The following is a 24,681-nucleotide window of genomic DNA, read 5'->3' on the forward strand; positions in this document are numbered from 1 at the left end:
CCGGGCGGGGCGGCGCCGTCACCTGCTCACTGCTCACGGCACGCCCGGCCCCTCCGCCCGACACTCGCCTGCCCCACACACCTCCGCGCCACACGGCCCGCAGTCGAGCGCCCCACCGCACCCGTCCGCCATCGCTCCGCACATGCCCTCGCGCGCCGAGCACGCCGTCGGCACGCACCCACCCGGCACGTAACGCTCGCTCACGGACAACATCCCCTCGACTTCGTTCTCGCCTCCCATCACCAGCAGCGCGCCGTCCGGCAGCACCGTCGCGGCCAGCTTCCCGCGCGGCTCCCCCAGCACGGGCGCGGTCGACCACGCCCCCGTCGCGGGCTCGAAGCGCTCCACCGAGGCGAGCGCCCCCGTCGTGGAGTGCTCGCCGCCCATCACCCACACCGCGCCGTCCGGCGTCACCACCGTCGCGTGGTGCTCGCGAGGCACCGCCGGCGACGCCACCAGCTTCCACTCGCCCGTGTCCGGCGCATACACCTCCGCCGTGCCCGCCGCGCGCGCCGTCGTGCCGCCCACCACCAGCACGCGCCCGTCCGGCAGCAGCGTCACCGTGTGCGCCAGCCGGTGCGTCCCCGCCGCGCCGCCCGCCAGCCCCGCCTTCTCCCAGTGTCCCGTCGCCGCGTCGTACAGCTCCGCCTGGAGGCCGCTCGCGAAGAGCACCTTTCCATTGCCCAGCAACACCGCCGTGCGCGCACCGCCGCGCGCGAAGCCGGACGGCTCCGCCGCGCTCCACGTCCCCGTCGTCGCGTCGTACAGCTCCGCCGAGCGCAGCGGCCTGCGGTCCACGTCCGTGCCGCCCGCCACCAGCACGCGCCCGTCCGGCAGCAGCACCATCGCCGGGTCATTGCGCGCCTCGGCCATCGGCGCCGTCTCCGTCCACGCACCGGTGGCCGGGTCATACACCTCGGCGCTCGCGAGCGCGCCCATCGCCTGTCCGTGCGTGCCACCCGCCACCAGCACGCGCCCGTCCGCGAGCCGCACCGCCGCGTGGTTCCGCCGCGCCACGTGCATGGAACCCGTCACGTGCCACGTGCCCGTCGAAGGCTCGAGGACCTCGCAGCTCGCGAGCGTGCGGTTGCCGTCATGGCCTCCCACGGCCAGCACACGCCCGTCCGCCAGCGTGACGAAGGGCAGCAGCTTGCGCGGCGTGGACAGCATCAACGGCTGCGCGGACGCGTCCCTGTGCCCCTCTTCCGCGCGCGGGCCGGAGCTGCACGAGAACACCAGCGCGAAGAGCGCCACGGTGATGAAGGATGTGGAAAACCGTCGCATGAGCCCACCCGGATGGCTGGTCGAGAAGGGCTCGTGTAGCCTGACGGTCTGACATTTCCGGGCTATCCCACCTGAATGATTCCCGACGCTTACACCGCCCCGCGGGTCGGAACCCGGGCAAAGCGGGAGTACGCGTCAGGGCCTCTGGCGCGGCGCATCAGTCAGTGGCGGACGGGTTCCTCACCCCAATCGACAGGTGCGTTCACCGGCTCGGCATCCATGCCCCGGCTGTGGCGCGGCGGAAGGGCGCCTCCGTCATCGTCCACCTCCAGCGTGAGCAGCGGATGGTCCGCGTTCGCGAGGTACACGTCGTCGTCGCGGATGAAGTCCACGTCGCTGTACTCCACCAGGTAGTCGCGCCGCGGAAGCTGGATGACTCCCGGTGGCTCCAGCTCGAAGTGGACGTCTCCCACGCCCGTCACACGCCCCACCACGCGCCCGTCCGCGGTCCGCACCACCATCCCCTCGCGCACCTCCCCGAACTGAACCATCTGGGCCTCCTCGTGCTCGTGGCACCCGGACCATCCGGGCCCGCCTGAGAAGAACAGTGAGGGCTCGCGCGGCGGACGGCACCATGGCGGGAGGCGGCCGGAGGAGCGCTCGTCCTCGCGGCTCGGCGTAAGCGCCCCCGGGTGCGCGCCACGGCAGGGGGAGGAGCCCTCCACCACCGGGACGCGGAGACGGAGAGAAGCGCGGCGGCCGGGAGACGGGCCCTGGGCGGCCCGAGCGGGCGCGCGGGGCCAGCACCGGCGTCGGTGCCTAACGTTCGCCGCAGGAGGTGCTTCATGCTGTTGGAACTGTCCGCGGTGGAAGCTCGCGAGCTGAAGCAGGCGTTGGACTCGGCGCTGCGCGTGCTCCTGGACGAGATTGCCCATGCCGACCAGCGCGCGTATCGCGACATGCTGCGCGAGCGGTACGACCGGATGGAACAGCTCACCCGGCGGCTCGAGATGTCGCTCGAAGGAAACCAGGTCTACGCCTGAGTCGGCGAGGGAGCTCGCATGATTCCGGACTCCATCATCGCGTATCTCCAGCGCTACCACGTCCCCTTCGAGCGGAGGCCGCACCTGCGAGCCATCAGCGCACAGGCGCTCGCGGCGTCGCTGCACGTCACGGGCTTCCAGGTGGCGAAGACCGTCATCGTCCACGCGTCGGAGCGACTGTGGCTCTGCGTGACGAGCGCGCCGGACACCCTGGACCTGGGCCGCGTCGCGGAGATGCTCGGCGTGCGCAGGCTGCGGCTCGCGGACGAGTCAGAGTTCGTCGACCTCTTCCCCGGCTGCGAGCCGGGCGCCGAGCCCCCCTTCGGCCAGCTCTACGGCCTGCCCGTGGTGGTGGACAGGCACCTGCGCCACGCGGAGCGCCTGTGGTTCCGAGCGGGCTCGCACACGGAGGCCATCGAGCTGCGCTTCGAGGACTTCCTGCTGCTGGAGGAGCCGCTGCTCGGCCCCATCGCCAGGGAGCGTCCGGGGGAGCTCTCGTACGCGCCGACGGAGCTCCACGCATAGCGCAGCGCTCACACCGCCCGGCCAGACTCCGCGTCGAACCGCCGCAGCTTCGCCACGTCGTAGCGCAGCCACACGGGAGCACCGGTGCTCGCGCGGAAGTCTCCGGGCGCGCGCGCCACCATGCGCTCTCCGGCCACCTCCACCGTCACCCAGCTCTCCGCGCCCATCGGCTCCACCAGGTACACGCGGCCCTCCAGCGCTCCCTCGGGCGCCGGGCCCTGCCCCACCTCCAGGTGCTCGGGTCTCAACCCCAGCACCACATTCACATCCGGCCTCCCCAGCGTGCGCGGCTTCACCAGGTTGATGCGCGGCGAGCCGAAGAACCCCGCCACGAAGAGGTTCGCCGGCGCGTCGTACAGCTCCCTTGGCGGCGCCACCTGCTGCACCTCGCCCTGGCTCATCACCACCACCCGGTCCGACAGCGTCATCGCCTCGGCCTGGTCGTGCGTGACGTAGATGAACGTCGCCTTGAGTTGCTCGTGCAGCTTCTTGATTTCCCCCCGCATCTGCGTGCGCAGCGCCGCGTCCAGATTGGACAGGGGCTCGTCGAACAGGAACACCTTCGGCCTGCGCACCAGCGCCCGTCCCAATGCCACGCGCTGCCGCTGCCCTCCGGACAGCTCCTTCGGCCGCCGAGACAGCAGCGCTTCCAGGCCCAGCACCGACGCCACCTCGCGCACCCTCGCGTCGATGTCCGCCCGCGACATCCCCGCCACCTCCAGCGGGAAGGCCAGATTCCTGGCCACGTCCATGTGCGGATAGAGCGCGTAGCTCTGGAACACCATCGCGATGTCCCGCTCGCGCGGCGACATCCCATTCACCACCGCGCCGTCGATGCGCAGCGTCCCGCCCGACAACTCCTCCAGCCCGGCAATCAGGTTCAGCGTCGTGGACTTCCCGCAGCCGGACGGGCCCACCAGCGAGATGAACTCACCGTCCGCGATGTCCAACGTCACGCCCTTCACCGCGGCCACTCCGCCCCGGTAGACCTTGCGCACGTCCTCCAGCGACACCGTGGCCACGCGACTATGCCTCCCCGGCGCCGGCACCCACGGCCCGGGCCTGGCGCGCGTCACTCCGTCTGAACGCGTTCCACATGGGCCGGAGCATCGCCCCCTGTACCGCGGGCCCGGCAAGCACTCCGTCACGCCGCCGTGCACCCGCGGACATCCCGCGCACCCGGAGTACGGGACTCCCCCGCGGAACAGGCAGGCGGGATTGAGGCAGCGGAAGCAGGCCGGTGCGCACTATGTTGCCAGGGCGATGAGCGACACGAGCAGCGAGCCGGCGCGCAAGCTGGCCATCGAGGTCCGGAACATCTACAAGTCCTTCGGCAGCACGGAGGCGCTGCGAGGCGTGAGCCTCGTCGTCCCCGAGGGCACCACCTGTGTGCTGATGGGCGTGTCCGGCTCGGGCAAGACGGTGCTGATGAAGCACATCATGGGCCTGCTCATGCCGGACCGGGGCGCGGTGCTGGTGGAGGGCCAGGACCTGGCGAAGATGGACGAGAAGGCGCTCGACAACATGCGCCGCCAGCAGGGCATCCTCTTCCAGGCCAACGCCCTCTTCGACTCGCTCAACGTCTACGACAACGTGGCCTTTCCGCTGCGCGAGCGCACGAAGATGTCCGAGGCGGAAATCAAGGAGACGGTGGACCGCACGCTGGCCAAGGTGGGCCTGTCCCACGCCGTCACGCGCTTCCCCGGCGAGCTCTCCGGCGGCATGCAGAAGCGCGTCGGCTTCGCGCGCGCCACCATCCTCCAGCCGAAAATCCTCCTCTACGACGACCCCACCGCCGGTCTCGACCCGCTCACCACCGCCGCGGTGAATGAAATCATCTTCACCGGCAAGCAGCAGCTCGGAGCCACGTCGCTGGTGATTACGCCGGACGTGGCCTCCGCCTTCGGCATGGCGGACGCGCTGGCCCTCATGCACGAGGGGCAAATCGTCGAGTACGGCCCGCCGGACGAGTTCCGCAAGTCGCAGCACCCCGAGGTGAAGGCCTTCATCAAGAACTGGCTGAAGCGCCGCGAGGGCAAGGGCGCGGCGACCGGACGGTAGTCAGCGCAGGGCGACGTCGCCGGGCCTGAAGAATTCGAACACGCGGGTGTAACGCGAAAAGGGGCTGGAGACCTTGAGAGGGAGAAGCCGCGATGACCGCGGCTCCCGGAGCCTCCATGTCCCGCTTGCACCTCGTCGATTCGTCCACCGCGTCCCCCGAGCAGCGCGCCGCCCTCCAGGGCGTGCAGAACCGCCTCGGCGCCGTGCCGCCGCCGGTGCGGGCGCTGGCCAATGCCCCCGTGGCGATGAAGGCCTTCTTCGGCCTCCATGCGACACTCGAAGGCGGGCAGCTCCCGGCGCGAGTCCGCGAGCAGCTCGCCCTCGCGGTGAGCAGGGCCCAGGACTGCGGGTACTGCGTGGAGCACCACCTCGGGCTCGGCCGGGCGGCGGGGCTGTCGGAGGCGGAGCTCGAAGCGGCCCTGGCCGGACGGGCGCCGGACGCGCGCACCGAGGCGCTGCTCCAGTTCGCGCTCCAGGTCGCCGCGCGCCGGGGAGACGTGACGGATGACGAGCTGACCGCGGTGCGCGCGCATGGGTGGAGCGACGGCGAGTTGGTCGAGGCACTCGCCGCCGTGGTGGCCACCAGCTTCGGCAACTACCTCAACCGGCTCGCGAAGGCAGGACACTGAGCGCGGACCGGGCGGACCGTGTTACGGAAGGAGCCCATGAACGCGATTCACTCCACCCGGGAAGGGTTCCTCGCGTGGGTGACCACGCTCGTCCATGCGCACCGCGCGCACCTGCTCTCCACGGCGCGGCGTCGCGGGCTGGAGGCGGAGGACGCGCTGGACTGCGTGCAGGATGCCTTCTTCACCTTCCTGAAGCTGCCGGACGCGGACGTGCTGTCGGCGCGCACGGAGGAGGCCGGGCGCCTGCTCACGACGCTCGTGGCGCACACGGCCCTCAACCAGCGGCGCAAGGTGGCCCGGCGCGCGGCCGAGCCCGAAGAGCGGCTCGAGGCGCTGGCCGCGGACCTGCCCTCCGCGGACGAGCTGGTGGCCCGCGCCGAGGAACGCGCGGAGCTGGTGCGCTGCGTGGAGCGGCTGTCGCGCATGCAGCAGGCCGTGGTGCGCCTGCGGCTGCTCGACGAGTGCCCGGGAGAAGAGGTGTCCGAGCTGCTCGGCCTGTCGCCGGAGAACGTGCGCATCCACCTCTTCCGCGCGCGGCAGCGCCTGCGCGAGTGCCTGGAGCTGTCCGCCGTCGTGATGGGCGCCTGAGCCTCCTCAGGGCCTGGGGAAGCGCGCACCGAAGGACTCCAGCGGCAGGCGCAGCGCGTTCGTGACGAACGAGATGGCGTGGTAGTAGCCCGCGAGCACGAGCAGCTCCAGGAGCTGCGCCTCGTTCCACTCGCGCGCCAGCTCCGCCCAGAGCGCGTCAGACACGGTGGAGGTCGCGTGCAGCTCGTCGCAGAGCCGTAGGAGGAGCCGCTCGCGAGGGCTGAACGGTGTGGCCTCCGGGTCGTCGGTGCACAGGCCTTTGACCTCCTCGGGCGTCAGGCGCACGCGCTCGCCGAAGAAGGCGACGTGGACGCCCCACTCGTACTCGGAGCCGCAGCGCCAGGTGGTGCGGTCGATGACCAGCTCCCGCTCGCGCAGGCTCACGCTGCCCTTGTCCAGCAATCCGCCCGCCATCAGCCGGCTGAAGACACGCTCGTTCTTCGCCAGCGTGCGGAAGAGCCCGAGGGGTGGAACTCCCTCCGGCATGATGCGCGCGAGCGCGGCGGTGACGGCTTCGGAGTACGGCGGCTCCATGGGCGCGATGCGGGGCCCGGTCATGTCTCGCCTCCTCGGTTTCGGGGTGCTACTTTTTCCGTAGCACGTTACTTCTATCGCTACGTTTTTCGTAGCGCAAGCGAGACACCATGGCACGTACACCCAGACCCGGCGCTCCCGTCCGAGGCTCGCGCACCGGCCGGCCCATCATGGTCCTGCTGGACCTGCTCGGCCGGCGGTGGGTGATGCGCATCATCTGGGAGCTGCGCGGGGAGGCCCTGACGTTCCGCGCCCTGCGCGAGGCCTGTGGCGACGTGAGCCCCTCGGTGCTCAACACGCGCCTCAAGGAGCTGCGGGACAGTGGTCTGGTGACGCTCGATGAGGGGGAGGGCTATGCGCTCACGCCGCTCGGGAGGGAGCTGATGGAGCGGTTCCTTCCGCTGGTCGAATGGGCGGAACGGTGGGCGAAGCGGGGGTGACGCACGCTCCGTGGCGACGAAGGCGGGACGCATCGTGTCGTCTTCCACGGACACGGAGGGTCCATGGCGGGGTGAATCCCAAGCACCGTCATTGCACAATGGCGCTGCACGACCCGGGCTCGCGTCACGCCGTGGCCCGCTGACCTCCATGTTCCCAGCGCGTCCCTCACAGCCGGAGATAGCAGACGCCACCGGGCGTGGCCGTTGGGCCGCGCTGCTGCTGTGCACCCTCCTCTCCTGCACTCCCGCCGCCGAGCCTCCGCGCCTCGTGCTCTGGGCCTGGGAGCGGCCGGAGGACCTCCGCTTCCTCGCGGGCCAACCCGTGGACGTGGCCTTCCTACTCGCGACACTCGAGCTCACCGGAGCGGACGTCTTCGAACATCCGCGCCGCCAGCCGCTGCGCCTTCCCGCCGGAGTGACACTCAAGGCCACCGTGCGCATGGAGATGCACCGAGGCGCCTCGCTCGCGGACTTCACACCAGAGCGCCTTCGCGCCCTGGCCGAGCGCCTCGCCACCCTCGCGCGCCGCCCCGACGTGACGGCGCTCCAGCTCGACTTCGATGCGCGCGAGTCGGAGCAGGCCGCCTACGTCGCGCTGCTCCAGGAGACGCGCCGGCTGCTGCCTCCCTCGGTACCTCTGTCCATCACCGGCCTCGCCTCGTGGTGCGCGCCGGGAAGCTGGCTGGAGCGAGCCCCCGTGAGCGAGGTGGTGCCGCAGCTCTTCCGCATGGGCTCCGAGGCCTCCACCTTCCGCGCCCGCTTCGCGCGCGGGCTGCCGCCGCCATGCAAGGGAAGCGTGGGCCTCGCGCTCGACGAGTGGCAACCCGTGCCACCCGGCGTCTCCACCCTCTACCTCTTCAGCCCCCGCCCGTGGACGCCGGATGCGTTCGCGCGAGCGGTGGCGGGAACGAAGCCATGAAGACCCTGCTCCCGGCCGTCGTCGGCATCGCGCTCCTCGTCCCCCCGTCCTCCGCGGAGGCCTGCGGCATCTTCTACGACTCGCCCATCCAGATACACACCACCCATCCCGACCGGCCCTTCGAGAACTTCGCCGCGGGCCGCCTGGGCGTGCTGAGCGAGTGGTACCGGCCCATGTACCTCGCCTACGCGTACCGCACGATGATGGGTGTGCCCACGACGGCGGACGAGCAGCGTCACCTCGTGGCGATGTGGGCGGTGCGCCAGGGCGACGCGCCCGTCACCGCCGAGTCGGACGAACTGAAGCGCTGGCTCGACGCCCGTACCCAGGTGGCTCCCGCGCTGCCCGCCGCCATGCCTCACGACGTGGAGGAGCAGGACTTCTCCGCCTATGCGCGCATCCAGAGCGATGCCTTCCTGAAGGCCGCGGACACCGCGCGCGCACTGGCTCGCGAGTGGAAGGAGCACCCGGCGCTGGTGGAGGAGTGGGTGCGCAACCAGGACTCCGTCTTCGGTCCATGTGGCGGAGTTGCTCCGCTGGACGCGAAGCTCGACGAAGGCCTGAAGCCCGCGCAGAAGGTCCGCCGTCAGGCCGAGCACGACTACCAGGAGGCGGCCGCGTCCTTCTACTGCGGCGACTACGACGGGGCGGCCTCGGCATTCCATGGCATCTCCCAGTCGAAGGACTCGCCGTACCAGGCGCTCGGTGCGTACCTCGTGGCGCGCAGCCGTGTGCGGCAGGCGCTCTTCGGCAGGAAGGAGACTTCCTACCTGTTCGAGCCCTCCACGGACCCGGAGTTCCTCGCGCGGCTCGCCGAGGCGGACAAGGTGCTCGACGGAGTGCTGGCCGCGCCGAAGTGGGCGCAGATGCATGGGCCCGCGCGGCGGCTGCAGAGCCTGGTGCGCTCGCGCCTCCGACCGGACACGTGGGGTTGCGAGCTGCTGTCTCGCGTGCTCCAGCCGGGCACGGGCTCGTCGCTCGGCGCGGAGCTGGCGGACCTGGACCTGCTCGGCTGGCAGGCGGAGCGCTGCACGGGACTGTCAGCTCCCGCGGCGGAGCTGGCCGAGTGGCTCGTCACGACGCGAGAGCAGTCGAGTCCGGGGTTCATCGACGAGGCCGCGAGCCGCAAGGCGTACGACGTGGCCGTGGCCCGCTGGAAGAAGACGGCGCACCTGCCGTGGCTCGTCACCGCGCTGTTGAAGGCGCGGGTGGACTCGCCCGGGCTGGATGCGCTGCTGGCGGATGCGGCGAAGGTGGCGCCCGCGTCACCGGCCGGCGTGACGGTGGCGTACCGGTCCGCGCACCTGCTGCGAGAGCGGGGAGACCTGAAGGCGGCCCAGGCGCGGCTCGCGGCGGTGCCGCTGGAGCTGACGAAGGACCAGGTCTCCACGGACAACCTGCTGCGCCAGGAGCGCTTCGCCGCGGCCCGGAGCTGGGAGGAATTGTTCCGCAACTCGACGCGCCGACAGGCGGGCGTGGCGTCTCCCGAGAGCTTCAGCGATGCGATGGACACGCCGCCCGACGCGCGGCCGGTGTCCTTCGGTGAGGAGGTGCTCCCCGTGCTGGAGCCGCGACTGACGGCGCGGCGGATGGCCGAGCTCGCCGTGAGCGACGCGCTGTCCCCGGCCATGCGCCGGTGGGTGGGCTGGGCGGCGTTCGCCAAGGCCACGGTGGTGGGCGACGACGAGACACTGCGGGCCACGGCGAAGTCTCTCGCCGCGACGGAGCCGGCGGCGAAGGAGGAACTGCTCGCCATCGACGCGAAGCCGACGCCCGAGGAGCGCCGGTTCGAGGCGCAGGTGTTGCTGATGGGATTGCCCACGGTGTCACCGCGACTGGAGACCGGTGCGCGGATTACGACCGCGGACCCGAAGCTCGACCTGACGGTGGACGTGGCCCGCGCGAAGAACTGGTGGTGTGCGCCCAAGGCGAGCGAGCCGGTGAAGCCATTCGCCTTCGCGAGCGAGGTGGAGCAGGAGGCGGCTGCTGCCGAGTGGAAGGCGCTCATCGACGCGGGGGACTCGGTGCCGTACTTCGCGCGCGTGGCGCTCGACTGGGCGAAGGCGCATCCGGATGACGCGCGCTCGCCCAAGGCGCTCTTCCGCGTCGTGCGCGCCAGCCGGCGCGGTTGCAGACAGGGTACGGCGGAGGCGAAGGAGGCCTTCCGCTACCTGAAGGAGCACTACAAGACGAGCCCGTGGGCGAAGAAGGCCACCCGCGTGTACTGAGAGAGCATTCAAAAACCCATGGAGCCCCTGCTCGTCGGCTGGCGGGGATGCCGTTGCCGGTCAGGCTTCCTCATCGGGAAGGAGCGTCAGGAGCAGCTCGTCGTCGGGACCGAGCGGACACCAGCCAGCGGGGGGCGGGTTGTCGCGGAGCGCATCTCCTGCCTGCCGTGCCCGCTCCTCATGCGTTGTGGGAGTGAAACCGATCCACAAGGCAATTGCCTTGGCGACAGTGAACCGAGCTTCACGGTCCATCACTGCCGGCCAGCCGTTGGGAAGGCACTCGGAAAATTCCCTCACGAACTGGCTGCGTACCAGACGCGTGACCTGATGGCTTCGCTCTGCCTCTTCAACCAGCCCGCTGAATAACTGTGCCCCGCTGTAGCCATCCTCGCCAAGGCTCTCGGCTAGCGCCACAAGTGAGGCAGTGGGGCGTGCTTCGACGTAGGCCGTGAGAGTGTCATAGCCATGCTCGCGAACTCGCGCATACAAGCGAGCCACCCAGTTGCCTTGCCAGGGGTTTCCCGCGTTCATCGCCCTCTCCAAGGGATGAAATTCATCGGGAGGTTATAGCGCCTCATCTCTGCCGCGACGATGTTCAGGACTTCATTCCGAGTCAGCATCTCGCCAGTCCCAGCCTCGGCGTCACTCAGCGCCTTCATGATCATCTGGTTCCATTCCTTCGGCCATGTGCGTCCCAGCTTCCAGTTCCCACCACCGTGAATGGCCTCGTGCTGTGCCTGCTCCAGCCGGACGCAGAAGTTGTCGATGTCCATGTCACCCTTGAAGCCGCGCTCCTCGAACCATGCGCGGCGCTCTCGCGGCATGGCGTGGTGCAGAGGGTTCTCGGACATGCCCGCCCCCGCTTTGCCAGTCACCTGCATGCCGCGCACTTCGGGACTGTCACCCAGCGCTTCGCGTAGTCCCTCCGGCAGCTCGTCGCTCGCCATCATCACCTGCCCGCCATGAATGCGGACAGCCGCGCTGACGACCGGAAGAGAGATGACGCCCGCCTGCACGAGGCGCCGAATCATCTCCACCCACTCGGCGGAGACGACGAACTGCGAGCCGGCCATGACTCCGCCCGAAGTCACGACGAGGCTCACGCCGAGCGTTGCCGGAGCTGCGGGCGGCAGACGTGGCAATGACGCCTTCAGCGCCGAGGCCATGGTGAGCATGTCCACGAACTGCATCACCGCCAGGGTCTTCCCGAGGTTCTCCATGGACTTGCGTGCGCCGTCACGGATGGAGCCAAACTCGCGGGTCAGCCGTCCCATCAACTCAGGCATGACTAGGGCTGCGGCCTCGACCTGCGCGGGGTCTCCTGAAGCGAGCGAGGCCAGGGTGGGCTCAATCAGCTCCTGTACCCGGTGCATGTCCACGAGCAACCTCTCGACGCTGTAGGACGGACACTCGCGGAGCACGACGTCAGCGAGGGTGAGGAAGTCGAGCCATGCGGCCAGCAGCATGGAGCCGAACATGGCCGACTGAAGTCGAGAGCCCGTCATCCGGAGGATGGCCAGCTCCATGTCCGCATCGCCGATTTCTCCGGCCACCACCACCAACTCCCTCGTGCTGTCGCGCGCACCGCGAAGCCAGGGCAGTTGGTTGGAGCCGAAATCGAGGTTACGGGTGAAGACGCCGTTGACTCCGGTCAGGCCCCGGTTGCCCGGGAATGTGGGTGGACGGCTTGCCAGCTTCGAGAGCGCGCTGGCGATGGTGTCCGTGGAGTCCTTCACACCCTCCACCGCTTCGAGCACCGCATCCCGCACCTGGGCGGCACTCGCGGCAGCTCCTCTCGCCATGCCGCCCGAGGCCGCCCTCGTCGTTTCATCCCGTGGCTTCGTGCGGCGCACCAGCCTGCGGTGGAGCGCATTCCCCGCGATGGATGGTGACAAAGCTGTCCAGGCGCGCGGGCCCTCCTCCTGAGGCGGTTGCACCAGCGCGGGTCCCGAAGCACTGCGCGGCATGCTGTAGCGAAGGCTTCCGCTTCGGTTCGGTGCGAGCGGCACCGAGGCGCAGCCGGTGGAGAACAAGGCGATGCACAGCAACAAGGCGTTAGCGCGCATCGTCCACCCCCAGGCCCACCGAGGCGAAGGCTCCCGGCCGCAGCGCCCCTTCCGCTTCGGGGAACAGCAGCGTGCCGGCCGTGCTCATGGCGTAGAGCTTCCCGCCGAGGACGCGCCACCGTGCCTCCGCCGCGCCAAGGTAGCGCGCTCCAGGCTGCCCCATGCCCATGCCCAGCCCCTTCACAGCCAGCTCCAAGCTGCGCCGGAAGAGCTGCACCGCGATGCGCCCGTCCACGTCGAAGCGTCCCCAGGTGAAGGCCTCCACGCCCAGCGACAGCCGCAGGTGCTGCTGGAGCCCGCCGTAGCTGACGGCATCCCACCCGACGTCCGCCTCGGCGTAGAGGGAATGGCCGTCCGGGAATGGGGCATCCGCCAACGGCGTGCCCTCGGTACCCGCCGCATTGAGGCGCGCCAGCTCGTAGTCCGGGCCGAAAACGCCCTGCCGGAAACCGCCGTGCTGCCGCCGTCCCTCCAGCCGCAGTCTCATGTCCAACGTGGACGTCAGCACGTCGAGTCCCGCGCCCACCACCGCGCCCCACGCGCCGACTCCTCCCGGCCTTCCGCCCCAACCCGCCGACACGAATGCCTCGTACTTCGGACGCACCAGGAGAACGGCCATCGCGTCCAGGTGCGCCAGCGTCAGCGAGGGCGCGCGTCCCCCGGCACGCCCCCAGTCATGCACCGCCGACAGTGCCAATGTGTAACAGCCCGGCTCGCGCGGCTGGCCGAAGAGGACATGCTCCACGTCCAGGGAGAGTTCCGCGCCCATGAGGCGCGCGCCCAGCACGTCCGAGGCGAAGGCGTGCATGTAGAGCGGCCCCAACGTGCCGGTGAGGAAGCCGCCTGCCGGGTGGTAGTCCGGGTTCGTCCGGTTGGAGTAGCGCCGCACGAGGTGGCCGGACAGGAGGGTGTAGTCCTCCAGCGCGCCGAACCACACGGCCAGTGGTGCGAAGTCCGAGCCCAGCTTGAGGCCGCGTACGAGCTGTCCCCAGTCGGAGAGGCTGTCCCAGTCCTCCCGCCGCACGACGCCCGAGCCCTCTCCCCACAGCCGCAGCCGCACCGGGGCTCCCACGCTGACGCCAAACTCCGGTCCGCCGTCGATGATGACCAAGGGCTCGATTTGAACGAACCCTTCTTCCGCACCCGCGCCCGCGCGAGGCAGCAGCGTCCACGTCGTCGCCTCCAGGCGCGTCAGGTAGTGCCACTGACTCGCCGGAGTCACCGCGACGGGCACGGCCGTGTCCGGCTCTGGCGTGGGCGGCGATTCCTCCGGTGGCGCACTGGCCGGGACTTCCTCCTGCTCTGGTGGGATTGAAGACTCGTCACTCTCCTGCGTCCACGCGACGCACGGCACAAGCAGCAGCACCGCGGCCCAACTTCGTTTCACGCGCATACACGTCTCCTGTGAAGGTCCCCCGGAGTGGAACGAGAAGGCACACGTCTGACGTCCCGCTCGACGGGGCCGGGCCGGTCGCGACTCAGCAGCGGTGAGATGGAAGAGTTGCGCTGGGGGTACTCGTGGACTGAGCGCGTGAGGCGCGGCAGGAGTCCACAGGCTGCCCACGGGGCACGTGGTGGCTCACTGGCAGGCTGCAGGTTCGTCAGGACGTCATGGAGGCACACGCCGAGCGCGTAGACGTCATCCGTGGCCTCAAACTCATAGCGTGCGTGTACTGATGCTGCTTCACCAACTCAGGGCCTCTGGTGCTTGCGCGAAGAGGAGCGTCAGCTCCGGCAGCACCGCGTGCTGACGCTTCATTTCGAGCCAAACCGTGGGGTGCTGCCGCGCCCGAATCTCCTGAGCGAGCCTGTCGAGATGAACTCGCGGCATGCCTTTGGCCTTGTCCTGGACGTACCCCTTCAGATGGGCGAGGTAGTCCAGGTAGGCAGAGCGGCGGGCCTGCGGCAGCCAGTCGCGGATGTTCAGTTGGAGCTCGCGAATCGTGTAGTCGGCGCGGGCGTGCTCCACCGTTCCGGGCTTCGCTCGTGGCGTGAACCAGAAGGTATCCGCCAGGTCCAGTGACAGGTACTCGGTCGGGTCCTCGACGCGAGGGTCAATGAACACGGGCTTGCCGGAGATGGGAGGCACGACCGGTGCGTTCTTCTTCCGGGCCACGCTCGTCAGGACGCCCGTCCCCTCGGCGAAGACAGCGAAGTGGTTGTTCTTGGGTCCGTTACAGGGACCGCATGCGTAGAGGTAGTTCGTCCAGGCGAAGACCAGCTCGGGGTAGAGCGTCTTGGGACGGATGTGCTCCACCTCGTCGGCGGCGGAGTCCTCGCAGTAGGCACAGCGCCGTGCGCCGGAGTTCATCTTCGCCAGCGTCTCCTTGACGCTATCGAACGTGCCATTGCCCTTCTTGTTCAGCGCCGAGAACCGCTCCTTCGAACGGGCGACACGTGCCGCGTAGTCCGGGAGGGCATCCACGTCCCGCTGGTACTCCGCGAGACTCGCGAGGGCATCCGCGTGCAGTGGGACGTCCGAAAGACGAATCACTTCCCCATGACCTCCACGCTGGACGACGGGAGCGCGCTGGTCGCGGTCGGAAGCCGTGCACGAAGTTGCTGCTGCTCCACGCGTTCTGCTTCGGTCAGCCCTTCCGCAATCTCCTTCTGATTGAGAATGGCGAGTCGTTCGAGCTGGGCCAGGGCCTCGGGCGAGCGGGTGAGCACCTCTCCGAACGCACCCGTGCTGTAGGCGTCCAGCACATTGCCGTAGAGCAGCCGGTCGCGTGCGACGCCAGTGACCATTTCGCCGCGCTCTTCACTTCCAGGACGCGGTAGTCGGAAGATGCTGCCCACCGTCGCCGCTTGACAGATGAGCGGGCTGTGCGTCGTCACGATGAACTGAAGCTTCGGGAAGTGCTTGCGGAACCAGTGGCCGACACGGCGCTGCCACGTGGGGTGCAGGTGAACGTCGATTTCGTCGATGAGGACAACGCCGGGAACCTGGATCGTTGTTGGATCGCCAGGACTGAAGACGTTTTCGGCACCGTACGCCGTCACGAGCTGACGAATCAGCTCGAAGGTCATGCTCAGAATGGAGCGATAGCCGTCGCTCAAGTTCTCGACCGGAACCTCGCAGCCGTTGCCATCGACGAAGCGCACACCGTTCGAGGAGATGGATTCCAGCCGGGTCTCATGAGGAAGAAAGTCGGGCTGGTTGATGAACCGCTGGAGAGAATCGAGTAGCGCTTCCTCGCTCTTTCCCCCTTCAAGCTTCTTGAACCGGAGCAGCTTGAGCCACTCCAAGCATTCCGTCAGCGCGACGGACTCGCCGAAGACTGAGAGGTGCCGCGCCAGCTTGGGATTTGAGGAGAAAAGCGTTTCCTGAGCCTTGTCCCCTCCCGTGAACCGACGGAATGGCCCATATGACGCAGCGAACCAGCCGGAACTCTCTCCCCTGTTACCAGCGTCACCCCGCCCCCAGATATTGTCTCTGGAGATATCTTCTCTGGAGTCATCGCGGAGTAGCTCGTAATCGAAATAGGTCTTTTCCTGATTTTCGCGCGGACGCACAAACGGCAACCGGATCGGCAGCTCGGCTGCAGCTCGATTCGGACTTCTTTCGTCCGTGAAGCGGTCCCAAAGCTCATCCCACTCCACCGCGAGTTCGATCGAGCCAGACTTGGCCTTCCAGCGCAGCCACTCGTTCCAGTTCTGGCGCAGGGCAATAGCCTCCTGAGACCCCACCAGCGCCAGAGCAATGGCCCGAAGCACCGAACTCTTCCCCGCCCCGTTGTCCCCGATGATGACGTGCCACCCCGCCAGCGTGGGGGCCGATGGCGGCTCCCACTCGAGCGCATCAATCGAACGGATGTTCGTGAGTACAGCTTTCTTCAGGTACATGCCGCACAGCACGCCCGAAACACGGTGGAGGGTCAACCGCATCGTCGAGAAACCGTGTGGTAGCCGCGCCGCCCCACGCCGGGCGTGAAGCCCGGGCTGCCGCCCTCAGTCCCGCGTCAGGCTCACGTCATCCACCTGAATCCACGTATCCGTGCCGTGTCCCCACATTCCGGCGAACAGCTCCACGCTGTGGTTCGCTCCGGAGTTGAACGTCACGCTCCGCTGCGTATAGCTGCCCAGCGGCTGCGTGAAGTGGACCTCGTTGAGGATGTGACCACCGCCGAGCACGCGAGCACCGAAGTACCCATCACTGTGCGCCCCCGCCGTCTTCACCCAACCCGTGAGCGTGTAGCTCGTATTCGGCGTCACGCCCACCTTCTGCTCGTGGGCTTGCCCCAGCTCTCTTTCTGAACTGCCGGAATAGCAAAGATGACCGGCTGCCCGCAGGAGAGAGGATGTAGAAGGTTGGATGCATCCCACCTCCCCTGTTAAGTTACCTGCGCTATGAGAGCTGATCTACCCATCCGGTCTTTTCTACTGATTGTCCTGGCGGCCTCGTCGGGCGCGCAGGGCAGAGACAAGTACGACGAGCCGTTGGTGCGCCCCATCATGCTGTCCGAGCACCCGACAGATGGCACCCACTCCGTCTACGTGAAGGGGCAGATCGTCACAACGCTGCGATTCGAGCAGCCCGTAGACCCGAGCAAGACGAAGATGCTCGGTTGGGAGGGTCGGCTTGAACCGCTGGCGGTGGTCCGCAACAAGGTCATCCTTGAACCGATTCGTGACCTCAACAAGGACGAGGGCATTCCCCTGGTCGTGACGCTGGTCGATGGAACCGAGATTCCGTTTCTCGTGAGGCCCCCATGGAGAGCGAAGGACAGCAGCGGGTGGCCGCCGATTCTCGACCAGCAGGTTGACGTGTTCAAAGACCGAGAGAGCTATGCGTCCATGTACGCGGCACTGACGGACGCCCTCAAGAAGAACAACGCCCTCACCGAAGAGAATGAGCGCTACCGCAAGGCAGAGAACTCCATTGACCACGCCTACGCGACCCTTCTTGCGAACGGGCAGGCGAAGAAGACGCCGTTTCGATTCGTAGCATCCGCGCGCCCGAAGGACCCGGACATGGAAATGCTCGTTGAGGTCTACTCAGGCCCAGGCAAGGCGGCAGCCGTCATTACCCTGGCGAACACCGGCTACGGCGACACATGGGAGTTCGCGGACGCCTACCTGACGCGCGACATGACGAGCTTCACGAAGCGACCCTTCGCGCTACGGATGACCCGTGCCTCGATTGTTCCCGGGCAATCAGGGACCATCGCGGTCGTGGCGGACAAGAGTGCCTTCGAGCATGAGGGGCAGCTCGTGGATCTCGCCCTCCAGATTCTCCGGTCAGACGGGAACCTTCAGGTCATGGTCCGAATGGATCGCACCCTGATTCGGCAGTAGAAGTGCCGGTCATGCCCAACAGCTACGCTCTACTGCTTTCCTCTGTCATCCTACTTGCTACGTCTACAGCCTGCACCACGACCGGTGGAGTATCCCTGCGCGCGGATGGCTCTCCTGGGCCGCAGGAGTGTCCGGAGAAGGCGCTCGAGGTCATGCGATATCTGAAGCTGCATGTAGGTGACGCCACGCTCATAGAGCTGGACGCGAACCAGATGAGGTCACGCCGCGTCACCCTCTACGATGGCCCGATTGAGAGCGTCATCATGCGCGATTTGGGCACGCTGGAGACGACAGCTCGTTTGTACGGGCAGGTCTGGACGAGCGGGCCGCAGGTCGTCATCCGGTACTACAAGGCCCATCCACCGGACGGTGACGAGGTACCCATCTGCGCGGTGGCTCGGCTGAGCGAGGACCAGATGCGGAAGCTGCCCGAATCGAAGCCGGGCACGGCCATTCTCGATGGCTCCCTCGCGTCTGCCGTCGTGGTCAATGCGTTCCGGTGACACGTCAGCTCGAAGCGAGCTTCGATGCTGGCGGGGCCGTGCCTCATCGGCCAACCCTTCCGCATTCTCCCTCTGATTGAGGATGGCAAGCCGCTCAAGTTGCACCAGCACCTCGAGCGAGCGAGTGAGTGAGCACCTCTCCGAACACGCCCGTGCGGCAGCTCCTCCACCGTGCCATGCCCCGGGTGAAACCCGGACCGCGGCCCTCAATCCCGCGTCAGGCTCAGGTCATCCACCTGAATCCACGTATCCGTGCCGTGTCCCCACATTCCGGCGAACAGCTCCACGCTGTGGTTCGCTCCGGAGTTGAACGTCACCGTCAGCCGCGTGTAGCTGCCCAGCGGCTGCGTGAAGTGGACCTCATTGAGGATGGGACCACCGCCCAGAACGCGCGCACCGAAGTACCCATCACTGTGCGCCCCCGCCGTCTTCACCCAGCCCGTGAGCGTATAGCTCGTGTTCGGCGTCACGCCGACCTCCTGCTTGATGGCGTTCCACCCCTGCGTGTTCCTCGCCCACGCGTTGTTCGCGCCCGTCCTCGCGAACCCCAGGCCCCGGTCGATGCCCGCGTTGCCTTCCGCGTACCACGGTGATGTCGCACTCGAAGACGGCTGCTGCTCGAAGCCCGCCTGCGCCACGAGGTTCGCTCCCCGCGTCAGGCTCACGTCATCGAGCTGGAGCCACGTATCCCCGTTCGCCCAGAGCCCGCCGTACACCTCCACCACGGAGTTGGCTCCGGAGTTGAAGCCCACCACCTGATCCGTGTAGCCCGGCAGCGAGCCGAACGACTTCTCGCCCAGGATGGGCCCGTTCCCCGGCCCCCTCGCTCCGAAGTACCCCGCTGAGTTGTTCGCCGACGTCCGCACCCAGCCCCGCAGCGTGTAGTCCGTGTACGGCTGCACCACCACGCTCTGCTTCAGCGCGTTCCATCCGCTGCTCGCACGCACGTAGCCGTTGTCCTGTCCCGTCCGCGCCTGCCCCAGCGCACGGTCCACGCCGCCGCTGCCCTCCAGCCACCACGGCGCCATCACCGGCGTCGCCGCCTGCGTCTCGAAGCCCGGCTCGGAGAGCAGGTTGCTCCCCTCCGAGTCCCCCACCAGCGTCGCTCGCATCAGGAACGTGTTGTACGGCGTCCACTGCGACATCACGAAGTACAGCGTCGTGCCCGTGTTCCCCCACGGGTGGATGAACGCGTTGTAGAGACCGGGGAACGCACTGCCACTCGCGAGCACCTTCTCACCGCTCCACGGCCCCGTGGGCGTGCCCGCGTCTCGGAGCACCACGGCCTGCCGGTGCTCGTTCAGGTACGTCATCAGGAACCGGCCGAGCGCCGCGTTGTAGACGACGGACAACTCCCCCGCGATGCCGATGACCACGGGCCGTGCCGCCGCCTGCGACGCGGACCAGCCATTGCCGTCCCAGTACCGATACGCATTGATGTCCAGCAACGAGCCCTCTGGCACGCGCGCCAGGTGCACGTTGCCGAAGCGGCCATTCGGCGTCGCGTACAGGTAGACGAACCCGCCGTTCTTCACGAAGGCGCCCATCTGGAAGTTGTTCGTCCACGACGCGTTGTTCTGCCACCGCGCGCTCGGGTGCTTCACCCAGCTCTGCCCGTTGTCGTCCGAGTACGCGATGCCCGAGGAGTTCGTGAACCACATGCCCGCGTCACCCCAGTGGTTCACGGACATGTAGTGGATGAAGTGCCGCGAGCCCACGGTGACACCCGCCGTGGGGATGACCGTCATCTCGTCGTTGTTCACCTTCTTCGACGGCAGGATTTCCTTCGCGTGCCGGGCGTAGTCCTGAACCATCGTGGAGAAGGTGAGCCCGTCCGCCAGCGCCGTGTCCGAGGAGCGCGCGAGCACGTTGCTGCGCCAGCCACCGCCACAGCCTCCGTTGCCGCACCACCCCACGCCAAACGTGTCGCCGAACAGCAGGAAGACCTCGCCGCCGCCCTTGTCCCAGACGATGCCGAGGTCCGTCCCGTACACCTCGTAGTTCGTATGCGTCTGGTTGGGATTCGGCAGGAGCTCACCCGAGGGCGTTGCGCCTGTGATGCGGGACACCTTCGTCACGCCCGTCGGTGTCACCGCGCCGGCGCTCCCCGAGAGCGCGCACAGCAACACGGCCTGAAGCAGCAGCCCCCGCTCCCACGTCTTCACGCGACTCATCGCTCGTCTCCGCCTCTCTGGCGCGTCGGCCCAACCGGAAACCTCAGAACAGGAATCCAGGCCTAATTTGACATACCAGAAGCAAAGCACTGGGAGCCCTGCTCACTCCCGGCGCGCGTGGCGGAGCTGCTCAGTGTGAGACGGCCGCGTACGAACCGCGCGAAGCGCACCGGAAGCCTGACTCTTTCCCGGCGCGCGTGGCGGAGCTGCTCAGTTGGTGATGATGACGTACGAGCCGCACGGGTGATCACCCGCGACGACGTCGTCGAAGTCGATGGGATTGCCTCCCGAGTCCTTCGGGTACCCCGGCGGCCCGGCCGCGGGTCCCGAGCTGAACCGCGTGGTGACGCCCGTGGACGAGAACACCGGATACGGAGCCACCGCTGCCGGCGTGGAGCTGATGCCCAGTCTCGCGGCACAGGCCGCGGGCACTCCGGTGGGGAAGTTGAAGGCGAGCTCCAGCTCGTAATCGGGGCGCAGGTTGTAGAGCACGACGAAGGGCTTGTCCGGGCCCACCTGCAGCTCGCTCTTGCGCGTCAGGCCAGTCGTGGTGACCTGGGTGAAGGACGTCTTGATGCCCGTCGCGCCGTAGCACTCGGTCAGGATGTTCGAGTACTCGATGATGGTGCACGCCGCGGGCCCCGTCTTCTCCACGTCCGCGTTCCACGTGCCCAGCCCGTCCATGGGGTTGAGGGTCTCGTTCGCGCCGGCCGTGAACTTGAACGTCGTTGAGTTGGCGGTGAACGTCATCTGCGTGGTCCGCTCAACCCACCGGCCCGTGGCCTTGTCGAACCGCCACATCACGCCCTTGCACCCGCCCCCGACGGCGCACGGCGGGACGCGGCCTCCCTGCGCCGCGGGCACCGGCAGATATACGGTGAACGAGGCGCCCGGCCTCAACCCCACCGTCCTGTTGACGCCGTCCACCACGGCTATCGTCACCGCGCCGAACGACTCCAGATAGACGGTCTGCCCGGCCGCGTTCCGCGCCGTGAGGTCACCCGGCATGTTCGTCGAATCGTGCGGTGTGATGGAGACCCAGAGTGGCGACACCGGAGTACCGCCACCAGCGACGCGAAGGTCGGTGGAGACGAAGGGAAGCGCCACGGCGATGCCGGAGACCGGATCCGTCGCGGCGGGCGGCGAGCCCCCCGCGTCCGAGAAGGGGACCCGCACCGTGTACGTCCTCCCCAGCCGGTGCACCAGGCCGAGCTGCGGCGTCGGATGGTACGTGTTCGACATCCCCTGGCCGTCCTTGCGCACGTCCACCACGTAACCCGACGGCGAATCCGCCACCGAGATGGAATAGGTCCCGGTGCTGCTGGTGAGTTGGCTGGCACCGTTGATGGTGACGCGCGCCCCGGACACCGGGCTTCCGGAGGAGTTCAGCACCGTCCCCGAGAAGGCCGCCGTCAGGGGCGCGGCCTGCACTCCCATTCGGGTGCGCTCCTCAGGTGCGCCCTCGCCACCACAGGCCAGGCCCAGCAGGACCGGCAACAGCAGGCATCGGGTCCATCTCATGGCGTCGTCCTCCACAACCACGGGGTTTCGGGCCCCACGCGCGCGGATGGCGGGCACGCACGCGTCGTGAAGCCCGTGCCACCTGACACCGAAACAGGACTTGAAGGCAAATCGAGATGAAACAGAGTGGTCAACTGCAACCGGGAGGCGGCTGCGATGCGGCCTCGGCGTCATCATCCCGCGTGACGTGAATCCACACCTCGAGCGGAACCGGCCACCTCGCGTCACAAACACGCGTGGGCGAACCAGTACACTCGCGCCATGCGCCGACTCCTCCTCGCCCTGCTCCTGCTGCCCGCCTGCTCCACGGTCCGCCCCGCTCCCGCCGCCGACGTGGGACACCTCGACTGTCGCAACGCGGGAGAGCTCGCGGTGGTCTTCATCCCGGGAGCGTCCCGGGGCGCGGCGGACTGGGACACGGTGCGCGCATCCCTGGACCCGAACGTGAAGACGTGCGCGTGGGAGCCTCCGGGCTCGTGGCCTCGCACCGCCGGGAGCGACACGCGGTTGCTGCTCGATGCGATGAAGGGACAGGCGAAGCGCTGGGTGCTCGTGGGGCACTCGTATGGCGGGCTCGTGGTGCGCATGGGCTCGGCCTCCGCGCCCGAGTCACTGGCCGGCGCCATCTTCGTCGACTCCGTGTACCACGAGGGATTCGACCCGGCGCAGGCGTACCCCGTGACGGAGCAGCAGCACATCGACTGGGTGGCCAGCTTCGACGAAGCGTCGAAAGTGCCCCTGCCGCATGGCGTGCCTGTCCTGTCGCTCGTCGCGGACCATCGGGGCGAGGAGGGCTGGGAGCAGAACCTCGCTTCGCTGAGCAAGCTCGTCACAGGTGGCGCGCCCGGTGAGGTCGAAGTCGTCGAGCGGACCGGGCACCACATTCCGCGAGACCGTCCGGATGCCATCGCCGCGGCGGTGAAGCGACTGCTCGCGATGCCCGGTGTTCAGTGAGGCGCGGCCGGTGGTGCTTTGCGCTGGCCACCCGACGCAACGAAGGTTAGGTCCGTGAGCATGCCATCCGACATCTTGTTCCTGTTGTCACCCGGCTTCGAGGACCCGGCATATCCCGGCGTGCGCTTCTACTGCGAGCACTGCGCGCAGCTCGAAGGCGTGCTGGGCTACTACCCCCAGGTCGCGAGCGTTCTCGACATCCGGCGCATCCCCTGGCAGCGGCCTCGCGCCGCGGTGGTGGAGTTGGTGGGCGAGCACCACCAATGGCTGCCGCTGCTGGTGCTCGGCGAGGGCTCGGACAACCACGGCTGCACGACGGGCACGCACGAGGGGCGGCGGTTCATCTCGGGCAAGGAGAACATCACCCGCTGGCTCGCCGCGCGCTTCGGCATCGCCTCGCCGCACCCGTGACGGGCGGCTGCGCTCAGCGGTCCAGGTACACGCGGCTCGGGACGCCGTCGTAGTCGATGACGCGGTCCAACCGCATCCCGAGCCGCTCCGCCACGCGGATGGACGGCATGTTCACGACGTTGATGATGGCCACCACGGGGACGTCCGGAATGTGCTTCCGCGCCAGCTCCAGCGCGACGCGGGACACCTCCGTCGCGAACCCCGAGCCCCACGCCTCGGGGCTGAAGCGGTAGGCCAGGTTCAGCACGTGTTGGCCCTGCAGCTCCTTGTGGCGCACGCCGCCGACACCGACGATGACGCCCGGGGCCTCGCGCCGCGCGACGGCCCAGTACCCCACGCCCTTCTCAGAGTAGTCGCTCAGCCACAGCGCCAGCCGCTCGCGTGCGTCGTCCAGCGTGCGCATGGGGCCGTTGGGGTTGTACCGGTTCGTCTCCGGGTCTCCATGGAGCGAGAGAATCACGTCGAGGTCGCTCTCGCGGAAGGGGCGCAGCACGAGTCGTTCTGTGGTGACGAGTTCGAAGGCGGGAATCATGGTCGGTAATCTGCTCGCGAGGGCGCTCGTGCGCCACGGTGGAGTGCTCAGGAGTCGATGGAGCCGGAGCGGACCGCCCAGCCGTCCTTCTGCTTTTCGAGCTGGAGGGAGGCGGCGCCCTTCGACACGGACCTGCGCGCTCCCGCGTATACACGGTACGTGAAGTTCCAGATGTCCTCGAAGCCTCGGACGGGCTCCTCGAGGGTGAGCTTGATGCCCTCGAGAACCGCATGGCCTCGCCCGTGCAGAGTCCATCCGGGGACGTGGAGGACGTCCTCGACGCGCGCACCGAGCGAGAAGGGCAGGGTCCGGATGGCACACGTGCGGTGCGGCGTCTTGTCCACCAGGCGCTCCAGCACCCAGCTCACCGCGGCCTGGAGGCGGGGTGCATCTTCCTCGCGCTCGCGGATGGCGTCCTCCCACCACTCACCGACCGGGGAGATGCTCTGCCCACCGTATGACCGGGCCTGCACCGTGGGGCTGAGCTTCTCCGGGCCGCGCACCTTGCGCAGCGTGGGGACGGGCGTATGGCCGATGGTGGACTCGACGGTGTTGAGTCCCTCGGCGCTCTCCAGGGTCCACCAGCGGTCGAAGACGTCCACCGTCAGTGGCGGTGGCCCGAGCAGCTCCGTGAGAACCCGCCGCCGCACTTCTTCGTGGTCGGCCATGACGTGAATGGGGGAGTGGGTGGCGCGCTCCAGCTCATCCTGGAAGCTCGCGAGGACTGCGAGCTTGAGGAACGTCCGCGCGTTCTCCTCCTGGCCCACGTAGTCATGTTCGCCGACTCCCATCTGGCTCCAGACATGGGGCCGGTCCAGCCTCATCCAGTCGGGGACAGCTCGTACTTCCAACCATTGACGGAGCGCCTGCGTGGGACGGAGCACGTAGAACATCGCCATCACGAGGGCCAAGAAGACCTCCTTCGACGGGGTTCACATCCTGCGGCGGGGCAGCCGTTGACGGCACGAATGCCGGAGCCCTGACAGCGCTGGAGACAGACGCGTGACGTCACCTCCAGGGTTGTCTTTCAT

General features: G+C 68.3%; 26 protein-coding genes. 12 read left to right on the forward strand and 14 right to left on the reverse strand.

The features are described from left to right. Window positions 1–33: 33 nt before the first annotated feature. On the reverse strand, window positions 34–1,284 hold the full coding sequence (locus tag ACVTJA_RS51015; RefSeq protein WP_465832009.1) for a Kelch repeat-containing protein: 1,251 nt from the start codon (window positions 1,282–1,284) through the stop codon (window positions 34–36). 161 nt (window positions 1,285–1,445) lie between these two features. Continuing rightward, a complete protein-coding gene (locus tag ACVTJA_RS51020; RefSeq protein ID WP_465832010.1) occupies window positions 1,446–1,775 on the reverse strand; it encodes a DUF2171 domain-containing protein in 330 nt (109 codons plus the stop codon). A 294-nt stretch (window positions 1,776–2,069) separates the two neighbouring features. Here ACVTJA_RS51020 and ACVTJA_RS51025 point away from each other — a divergent pair, with 294 nt between their 5' ends. Then, a complete protein-coding gene (locus tag ACVTJA_RS51025) occupies window positions 2,070–2,267 on the forward strand; it encodes a hypothetical protein (protein ID WP_465832012.1) in 198 nt (65 codons plus the stop codon). 18 nt (window positions 2,268–2,285) lie between these two features. After that, window positions 2,286–2,792 (forward strand): aminoacyl-tRNA deacylase, encoded by a 507-nt coding sequence (locus tag ACVTJA_RS51030; RefSeq protein ID WP_465832014.1) that lies wholly within the window; start codon window positions 2,286–2,288, stop codon window positions 2,790–2,792. 8 nt (window positions 2,793–2,800) lie between these two features. Here ACVTJA_RS51030 and ACVTJA_RS51035 read toward each other — a convergent pair whose 3' ends face one another. After that, entirely contained in the window at window positions 2,801–3,814 is a 1,014-nt protein-coding gene (locus tag ACVTJA_RS51035) for an ABC transporter ATP-binding protein (RefSeq protein WP_465832016.1), read from the reverse strand. A gap of 241 nt (window positions 3,815–4,055) precedes the next feature. On the opposite strand from ACVTJA_RS51035, the gene ACVTJA_RS51040 reads away from it, so the two are divergent. The 3 genes from ACVTJA_RS51040 to ACVTJA_RS51050 all read left to right on the forward strand — a co-directional run bounded on the left by ACVTJA_RS51040 (window position 4,056) and on the right by ACVTJA_RS51050 (window position 6,070). Beyond that, window positions 4,056–4,853 (forward strand): ABC transporter ATP-binding protein, encoded by a 798-nt coding sequence (locus ACVTJA_RS51040; RefSeq protein WP_465832018.1) that lies wholly within the window; start codon window positions 4,056–4,058, stop codon window positions 4,851–4,853. A gap of 116 nt (window positions 4,854–4,969) precedes the next feature. After that, window positions 4,970–5,482, forward strand: a complete 513-nt coding sequence (locus tag ACVTJA_RS51045; protein WP_465832020.1) for a carboxymuconolactone decarboxylase family protein — start codon at window positions 4,970–4,972, stop codon at window positions 5,480–5,482. Window positions 5,483–5,518: 36 nt separating this feature from the next. Further along, window positions 5,519–6,070, forward strand: a complete 552-nt coding sequence (locus tag ACVTJA_RS51050; protein ID WP_465832022.1) for an RNA polymerase sigma factor — start codon at window positions 5,519–5,521, stop codon at window positions 6,068–6,070. 6 nt (window positions 6,071–6,076) lie between these two features. On the opposite strand, the gene ACVTJA_RS51055 is transcribed toward ACVTJA_RS51050, so the two are convergent. Next, window positions 6,077–6,628 (reverse strand): carboxymuconolactone decarboxylase family protein, encoded by a 552-nt coding sequence (locus ACVTJA_RS51055; protein WP_465832024.1) that lies wholly within the window; start codon window positions 6,626–6,628, stop codon window positions 6,077–6,079. A gap of 86 nt (window positions 6,629–6,714) precedes the next feature. On the opposite strand from ACVTJA_RS51055, the gene ACVTJA_RS51060 reads away from it, so the two are divergent. From ACVTJA_RS51060 to ACVTJA_RS51070, 3 genes are all read left to right on the forward strand, one after another. After that, window positions 6,715–7,044: a winged helix-turn-helix transcriptional regulator gene (locus tag ACVTJA_RS51060; protein WP_465832025.1), complete on the forward strand. Its 330-nt coding sequence runs from the start codon at window positions 6,715–6,717 to the stop codon at window positions 7,042–7,044. 148 nt (window positions 7,045–7,192) lie between these two features. After that, the gene (locus ACVTJA_RS51065; protein WP_465832027.1) at window positions 7,193–7,963 is read left to right on the forward strand and encodes a hypothetical protein; all 771 of its coding nucleotides are present in this window, start codon (window positions 7,193–7,195) and stop codon (window positions 7,961–7,963) included. Further along, a complete protein-coding gene (locus ACVTJA_RS51070) occupies window positions 7,960–10,191 on the forward strand; it encodes a hypothetical protein (RefSeq protein ID WP_465832029.1) in 2,232 nt (743 codons plus the stop codon). The genes ACVTJA_RS51065 and ACVTJA_RS51070 overlap by 4 nt, the downstream gene beginning before the upstream one ends. A gap of 60 nt (window positions 10,192–10,251) precedes the next feature. On the opposite strand, the gene ACVTJA_RS51075 is transcribed toward ACVTJA_RS51070, so the two are convergent. From ACVTJA_RS51075 to ACVTJA_RS51100, 6 genes are all read right to left on the reverse strand, one after another. Continuing rightward, complete coding sequence (locus ACVTJA_RS51075; RefSeq protein WP_465832031.1) at window positions 10,252–10,722, reverse strand: NUDIX hydrolase; 471 nt, start codon at window positions 10,720–10,722, stop codon at window positions 10,252–10,254. After that, window positions 10,719–12,257, reverse strand: a complete 1,539-nt coding sequence (locus ACVTJA_RS51080) for a DUF2380 domain-containing protein (RefSeq protein ID WP_465832033.1) — start codon at window positions 12,255–12,257, stop codon at window positions 10,719–10,721. Before ACVTJA_RS51080 ends, ACVTJA_RS51075 begins: the two co-directional genes overlap by 4 nt. Then, window positions 12,247–13,650, reverse strand: coding sequence for a hypothetical protein (locus ACVTJA_RS51085; protein ID WP_465832035.1), 1,404 nt, complete (start codon window positions 13,648–13,650; stop codon window positions 12,247–12,249). Before ACVTJA_RS51085 ends, ACVTJA_RS51080 begins: the two co-directional genes overlap by 11 nt. Before the next feature lie 291 nt (window positions 13,651–13,941). Further along, complete coding sequence (locus ACVTJA_RS51090; RefSeq protein ID WP_465832037.1) at window positions 13,942–14,751, reverse strand: HNH endonuclease family protein; 810 nt, start codon at window positions 14,749–14,751, stop codon at window positions 13,942–13,944. Beyond that, window positions 14,748–16,145, reverse strand: a complete 1,398-nt coding sequence (locus ACVTJA_RS51095) for an AAA family ATPase (protein WP_465832039.1) — start codon at window positions 16,143–16,145, stop codon at window positions 14,748–14,750. Before ACVTJA_RS51095 ends, ACVTJA_RS51090 begins: the two co-directional genes overlap by 4 nt. A 63-nt stretch (window positions 16,146–16,208) precedes the next feature. Beyond that, on the reverse strand, window positions 16,209–16,472 hold the full coding sequence (locus tag ACVTJA_RS51100) for a hypothetical protein (RefSeq protein WP_465832040.1): 264 nt from the start codon (window positions 16,470–16,472) through the stop codon (window positions 16,209–16,211). Window positions 16,473–16,607: 135 nt separating this feature from the next. Here ACVTJA_RS51100 and ACVTJA_RS51105 point away from each other — a divergent pair, with 135 nt between their 5' ends. Both ACVTJA_RS51105 and ACVTJA_RS51110 read left to right on the forward strand, forming a co-directional pair. Further along, window positions 16,608–17,555, forward strand: coding sequence for a DUF2381 family protein (locus ACVTJA_RS51105; RefSeq protein ID WP_465832042.1), 948 nt, complete (start codon window positions 16,608–16,610; stop codon window positions 17,553–17,555). Window positions 17,556–17,566: 11 nt separating this feature from the next. Continuing rightward, window positions 17,567–18,058, forward strand: coding sequence for a serine/threonine protein kinase (locus tag ACVTJA_RS51110; protein ID WP_465832044.1), 492 nt, complete (start codon window positions 17,567–17,569; stop codon window positions 18,056–18,058). 206 nt (window positions 18,059–18,264) lie between these two features. Here the strand turns inward: ACVTJA_RS51110 and ACVTJA_RS51115 are convergent, their stop codons facing one another. Both ACVTJA_RS51115 and ACVTJA_RS51120 read right to left on the reverse strand, forming a co-directional pair. Further along, a complete protein-coding gene (locus ACVTJA_RS51115; protein ID WP_465832046.1) occupies window positions 18,265–20,232 on the reverse strand; it encodes a DUF4185 domain-containing protein in 1,968 nt (655 codons plus the stop codon). Between the two features lie 210 nt (window positions 20,233–20,442). Beyond that, a complete protein-coding gene (locus ACVTJA_RS51120; protein WP_465832048.1) occupies window positions 20,443–21,753 on the reverse strand; it encodes a carboxypeptidase-like regulatory domain-containing protein in 1,311 nt (436 codons plus the stop codon). Between the two features lie 261 nt (window positions 21,754–22,014). Here ACVTJA_RS51120 and ACVTJA_RS51125 point away from each other — a divergent pair, with 261 nt between their 5' ends. Together ACVTJA_RS51125 and ACVTJA_RS51130 are read left to right on the forward strand one after the other, a co-directional pair. Continuing rightward, the gene (locus tag ACVTJA_RS51125; protein ID WP_465832050.1) at window positions 22,015–22,707 is read left to right on the forward strand and encodes an alpha/beta fold hydrolase; all 693 of its coding nucleotides are present in this window, start codon (window positions 22,015–22,017) and stop codon (window positions 22,705–22,707) included. A 60-nt stretch (window positions 22,708–22,767) separates the two neighbouring features. Beyond that, window positions 22,768–23,118: a DUF3088 domain-containing protein gene (locus ACVTJA_RS51130; RefSeq protein ID WP_465832052.1), complete on the forward strand. Its 351-nt coding sequence runs from the start codon at window positions 22,768–22,770 to the stop codon at window positions 23,116–23,118. A 13-nt stretch (window positions 23,119–23,131) separates the two neighbouring features. Here ACVTJA_RS51130 and ACVTJA_RS51135 read toward each other — a convergent pair whose 3' ends face one another. Both ACVTJA_RS51135 and ACVTJA_RS51140 read right to left on the reverse strand, forming a co-directional pair. Continuing rightward, a complete protein-coding gene (locus ACVTJA_RS51135; protein ID WP_465832054.1) occupies window positions 23,132–23,650 on the reverse strand; it encodes a GNAT family N-acetyltransferase in 519 nt (172 codons plus the stop codon). Between the two features lie 47 nt (window positions 23,651–23,697). Continuing rightward, window positions 23,698–24,552 carry a hypothetical protein gene (locus ACVTJA_RS51140; protein WP_465840723.1) on the reverse strand — a complete coding sequence of 285 codons (855 nt, stop codon included), beginning with the start codon at window positions 24,550–24,552 and terminating at the stop codon, window positions 23,698–23,700. Window positions 24,553–24,681: the final 129 nt, after the last annotated feature.

The organism is Pyxidicoccus sp. M6, from assembly GCF_055568925.1.

Bases quoted from the DNA above. Each gene is read 5' to 3' on its own strand.
- ACVTJA_RS51015 (WP_465832009.1), bottom strand. From the start codon at position 1,284: ATGCGACGGTTTTCCACATCCTTCATCACCGTGGCGCTCTTCGCGCTG.
- ACVTJA_RS51020 (WP_465832010.1), bottom strand. From the start codon at position 1,775: ATGGTTCAGTTCGGGGAGGTGCGCGAGGGGATGGTGGTGCGGACCGCG.
- ACVTJA_RS51025 (WP_465832012.1), top strand. From the start codon at position 2,070: ATGCTGTTGGAACTGTCCGCGGTGGAAGCTCGCGAGCTGAAGCAGGCG.
- ACVTJA_RS51030 (WP_465832014.1), top strand. From the start codon at position 2,286: ATGATTCCGGACTCCATCATCGCGTATCTCCAGCGCTACCACGTCCCC.
- ACVTJA_RS51040 (WP_465832018.1), top strand. From the start codon at position 4,056: ATGAGCGACACGAGCAGCGAGCCGGCGCGCAAGCTGGCCATCGAGGTC.
- ACVTJA_RS51045 (WP_465832020.1), top strand. From the start codon at position 4,970: ATGTCCCGCTTGCACCTCGTCGATTCGTCCACCGCGTCCCCCGAGCAG.
- ACVTJA_RS51050 (WP_465832022.1), top strand. From the start codon at position 5,519: ATGAACGCGATTCACTCCACCCGGGAAGGGTTCCTCGCGTGGGTGACC.
- ACVTJA_RS51055 (WP_465832024.1), bottom strand. From the start codon at position 6,628: ATGACCGGGCCCCGCATCGCGCCCATGGAGCCGCCGTACTCCGAAGCC.
- ACVTJA_RS51060 (WP_465832025.1), top strand. From the start codon at position 6,715: ATGGCACGTACACCCAGACCCGGCGCTCCCGTCCGAGGCTCGCGCACC.
- ACVTJA_RS51065 (WP_465832027.1), top strand. From the start codon at position 7,193: ATGTTCCCAGCGCGTCCCTCACAGCCGGAGATAGCAGACGCCACCGGG.
- ACVTJA_RS51070 (WP_465832029.1), top strand. From the start codon at position 7,960: ATGAAGACCCTGCTCCCGGCCGTCGTCGGCATCGCGCTCCTCGTCCCC.
- ACVTJA_RS51075 (WP_465832031.1), bottom strand. From the start codon at position 10,722: ATGAACGCGGGAAACCCCTGGCAAGGCAACTGGGTGGCTCGCTTGTAT.
- ACVTJA_RS51080 (WP_465832033.1), bottom strand. From the start codon at position 12,257: ATGCGCGCTAACGCCTTGTTGCTGTGCATCGCCTTGTTCTCCACCGGC.
- ACVTJA_RS51085 (WP_465832035.1), bottom strand. From the start codon at position 13,650: ATGCGCGTGAAACGAAGTTGGGCCGCGGTGCTGCTGCTTGTGCCGTGC.
- ACVTJA_RS51095 (WP_465832039.1), bottom strand. From the start codon at position 16,145: ATGCGGTTGACCCTCCACCGTGTTTCGGGCGTGCTGTGCGGCATGTAC.
- ACVTJA_RS51105 (WP_465832042.1), top strand. From the start codon at position 16,608: ATGAGAGCTGATCTACCCATCCGGTCTTTTCTACTGATTGTCCTGGCG.
- ACVTJA_RS51110 (WP_465832044.1), top strand. From the start codon at position 17,567: ATGCCCAACAGCTACGCTCTACTGCTTTCCTCTGTCATCCTACTTGCT.
- ACVTJA_RS51115 (WP_465832046.1), bottom strand. From the start codon at position 20,232: ATGAGTCGCGTGAAGACGTGGGAGCGGGGGCTGCTGCTTCAGGCCGTG.
- ACVTJA_RS51120 (WP_465832048.1), bottom strand. From the start codon at position 21,753: ATGAGATGGACCCGATGCCTGCTGTTGCCGGTCCTGCTGGGCCTGGCC.
- ACVTJA_RS51125 (WP_465832050.1), top strand. From the start codon at position 22,015: ATGCGCCGACTCCTCCTCGCCCTGCTCCTGCTGCCCGCCTGCTCCACG.
- ACVTJA_RS51130 (WP_465832052.1), top strand. From the start codon at position 22,768: ATGCCATCCGACATCTTGTTCCTGTTGTCACCCGGCTTCGAGGACCCG.
- ACVTJA_RS51135 (WP_465832054.1), bottom strand. From the start codon at position 23,650: ATGATTCCCGCCTTCGAACTCGTCACCACAGAACGACTCGTGCTGCGC.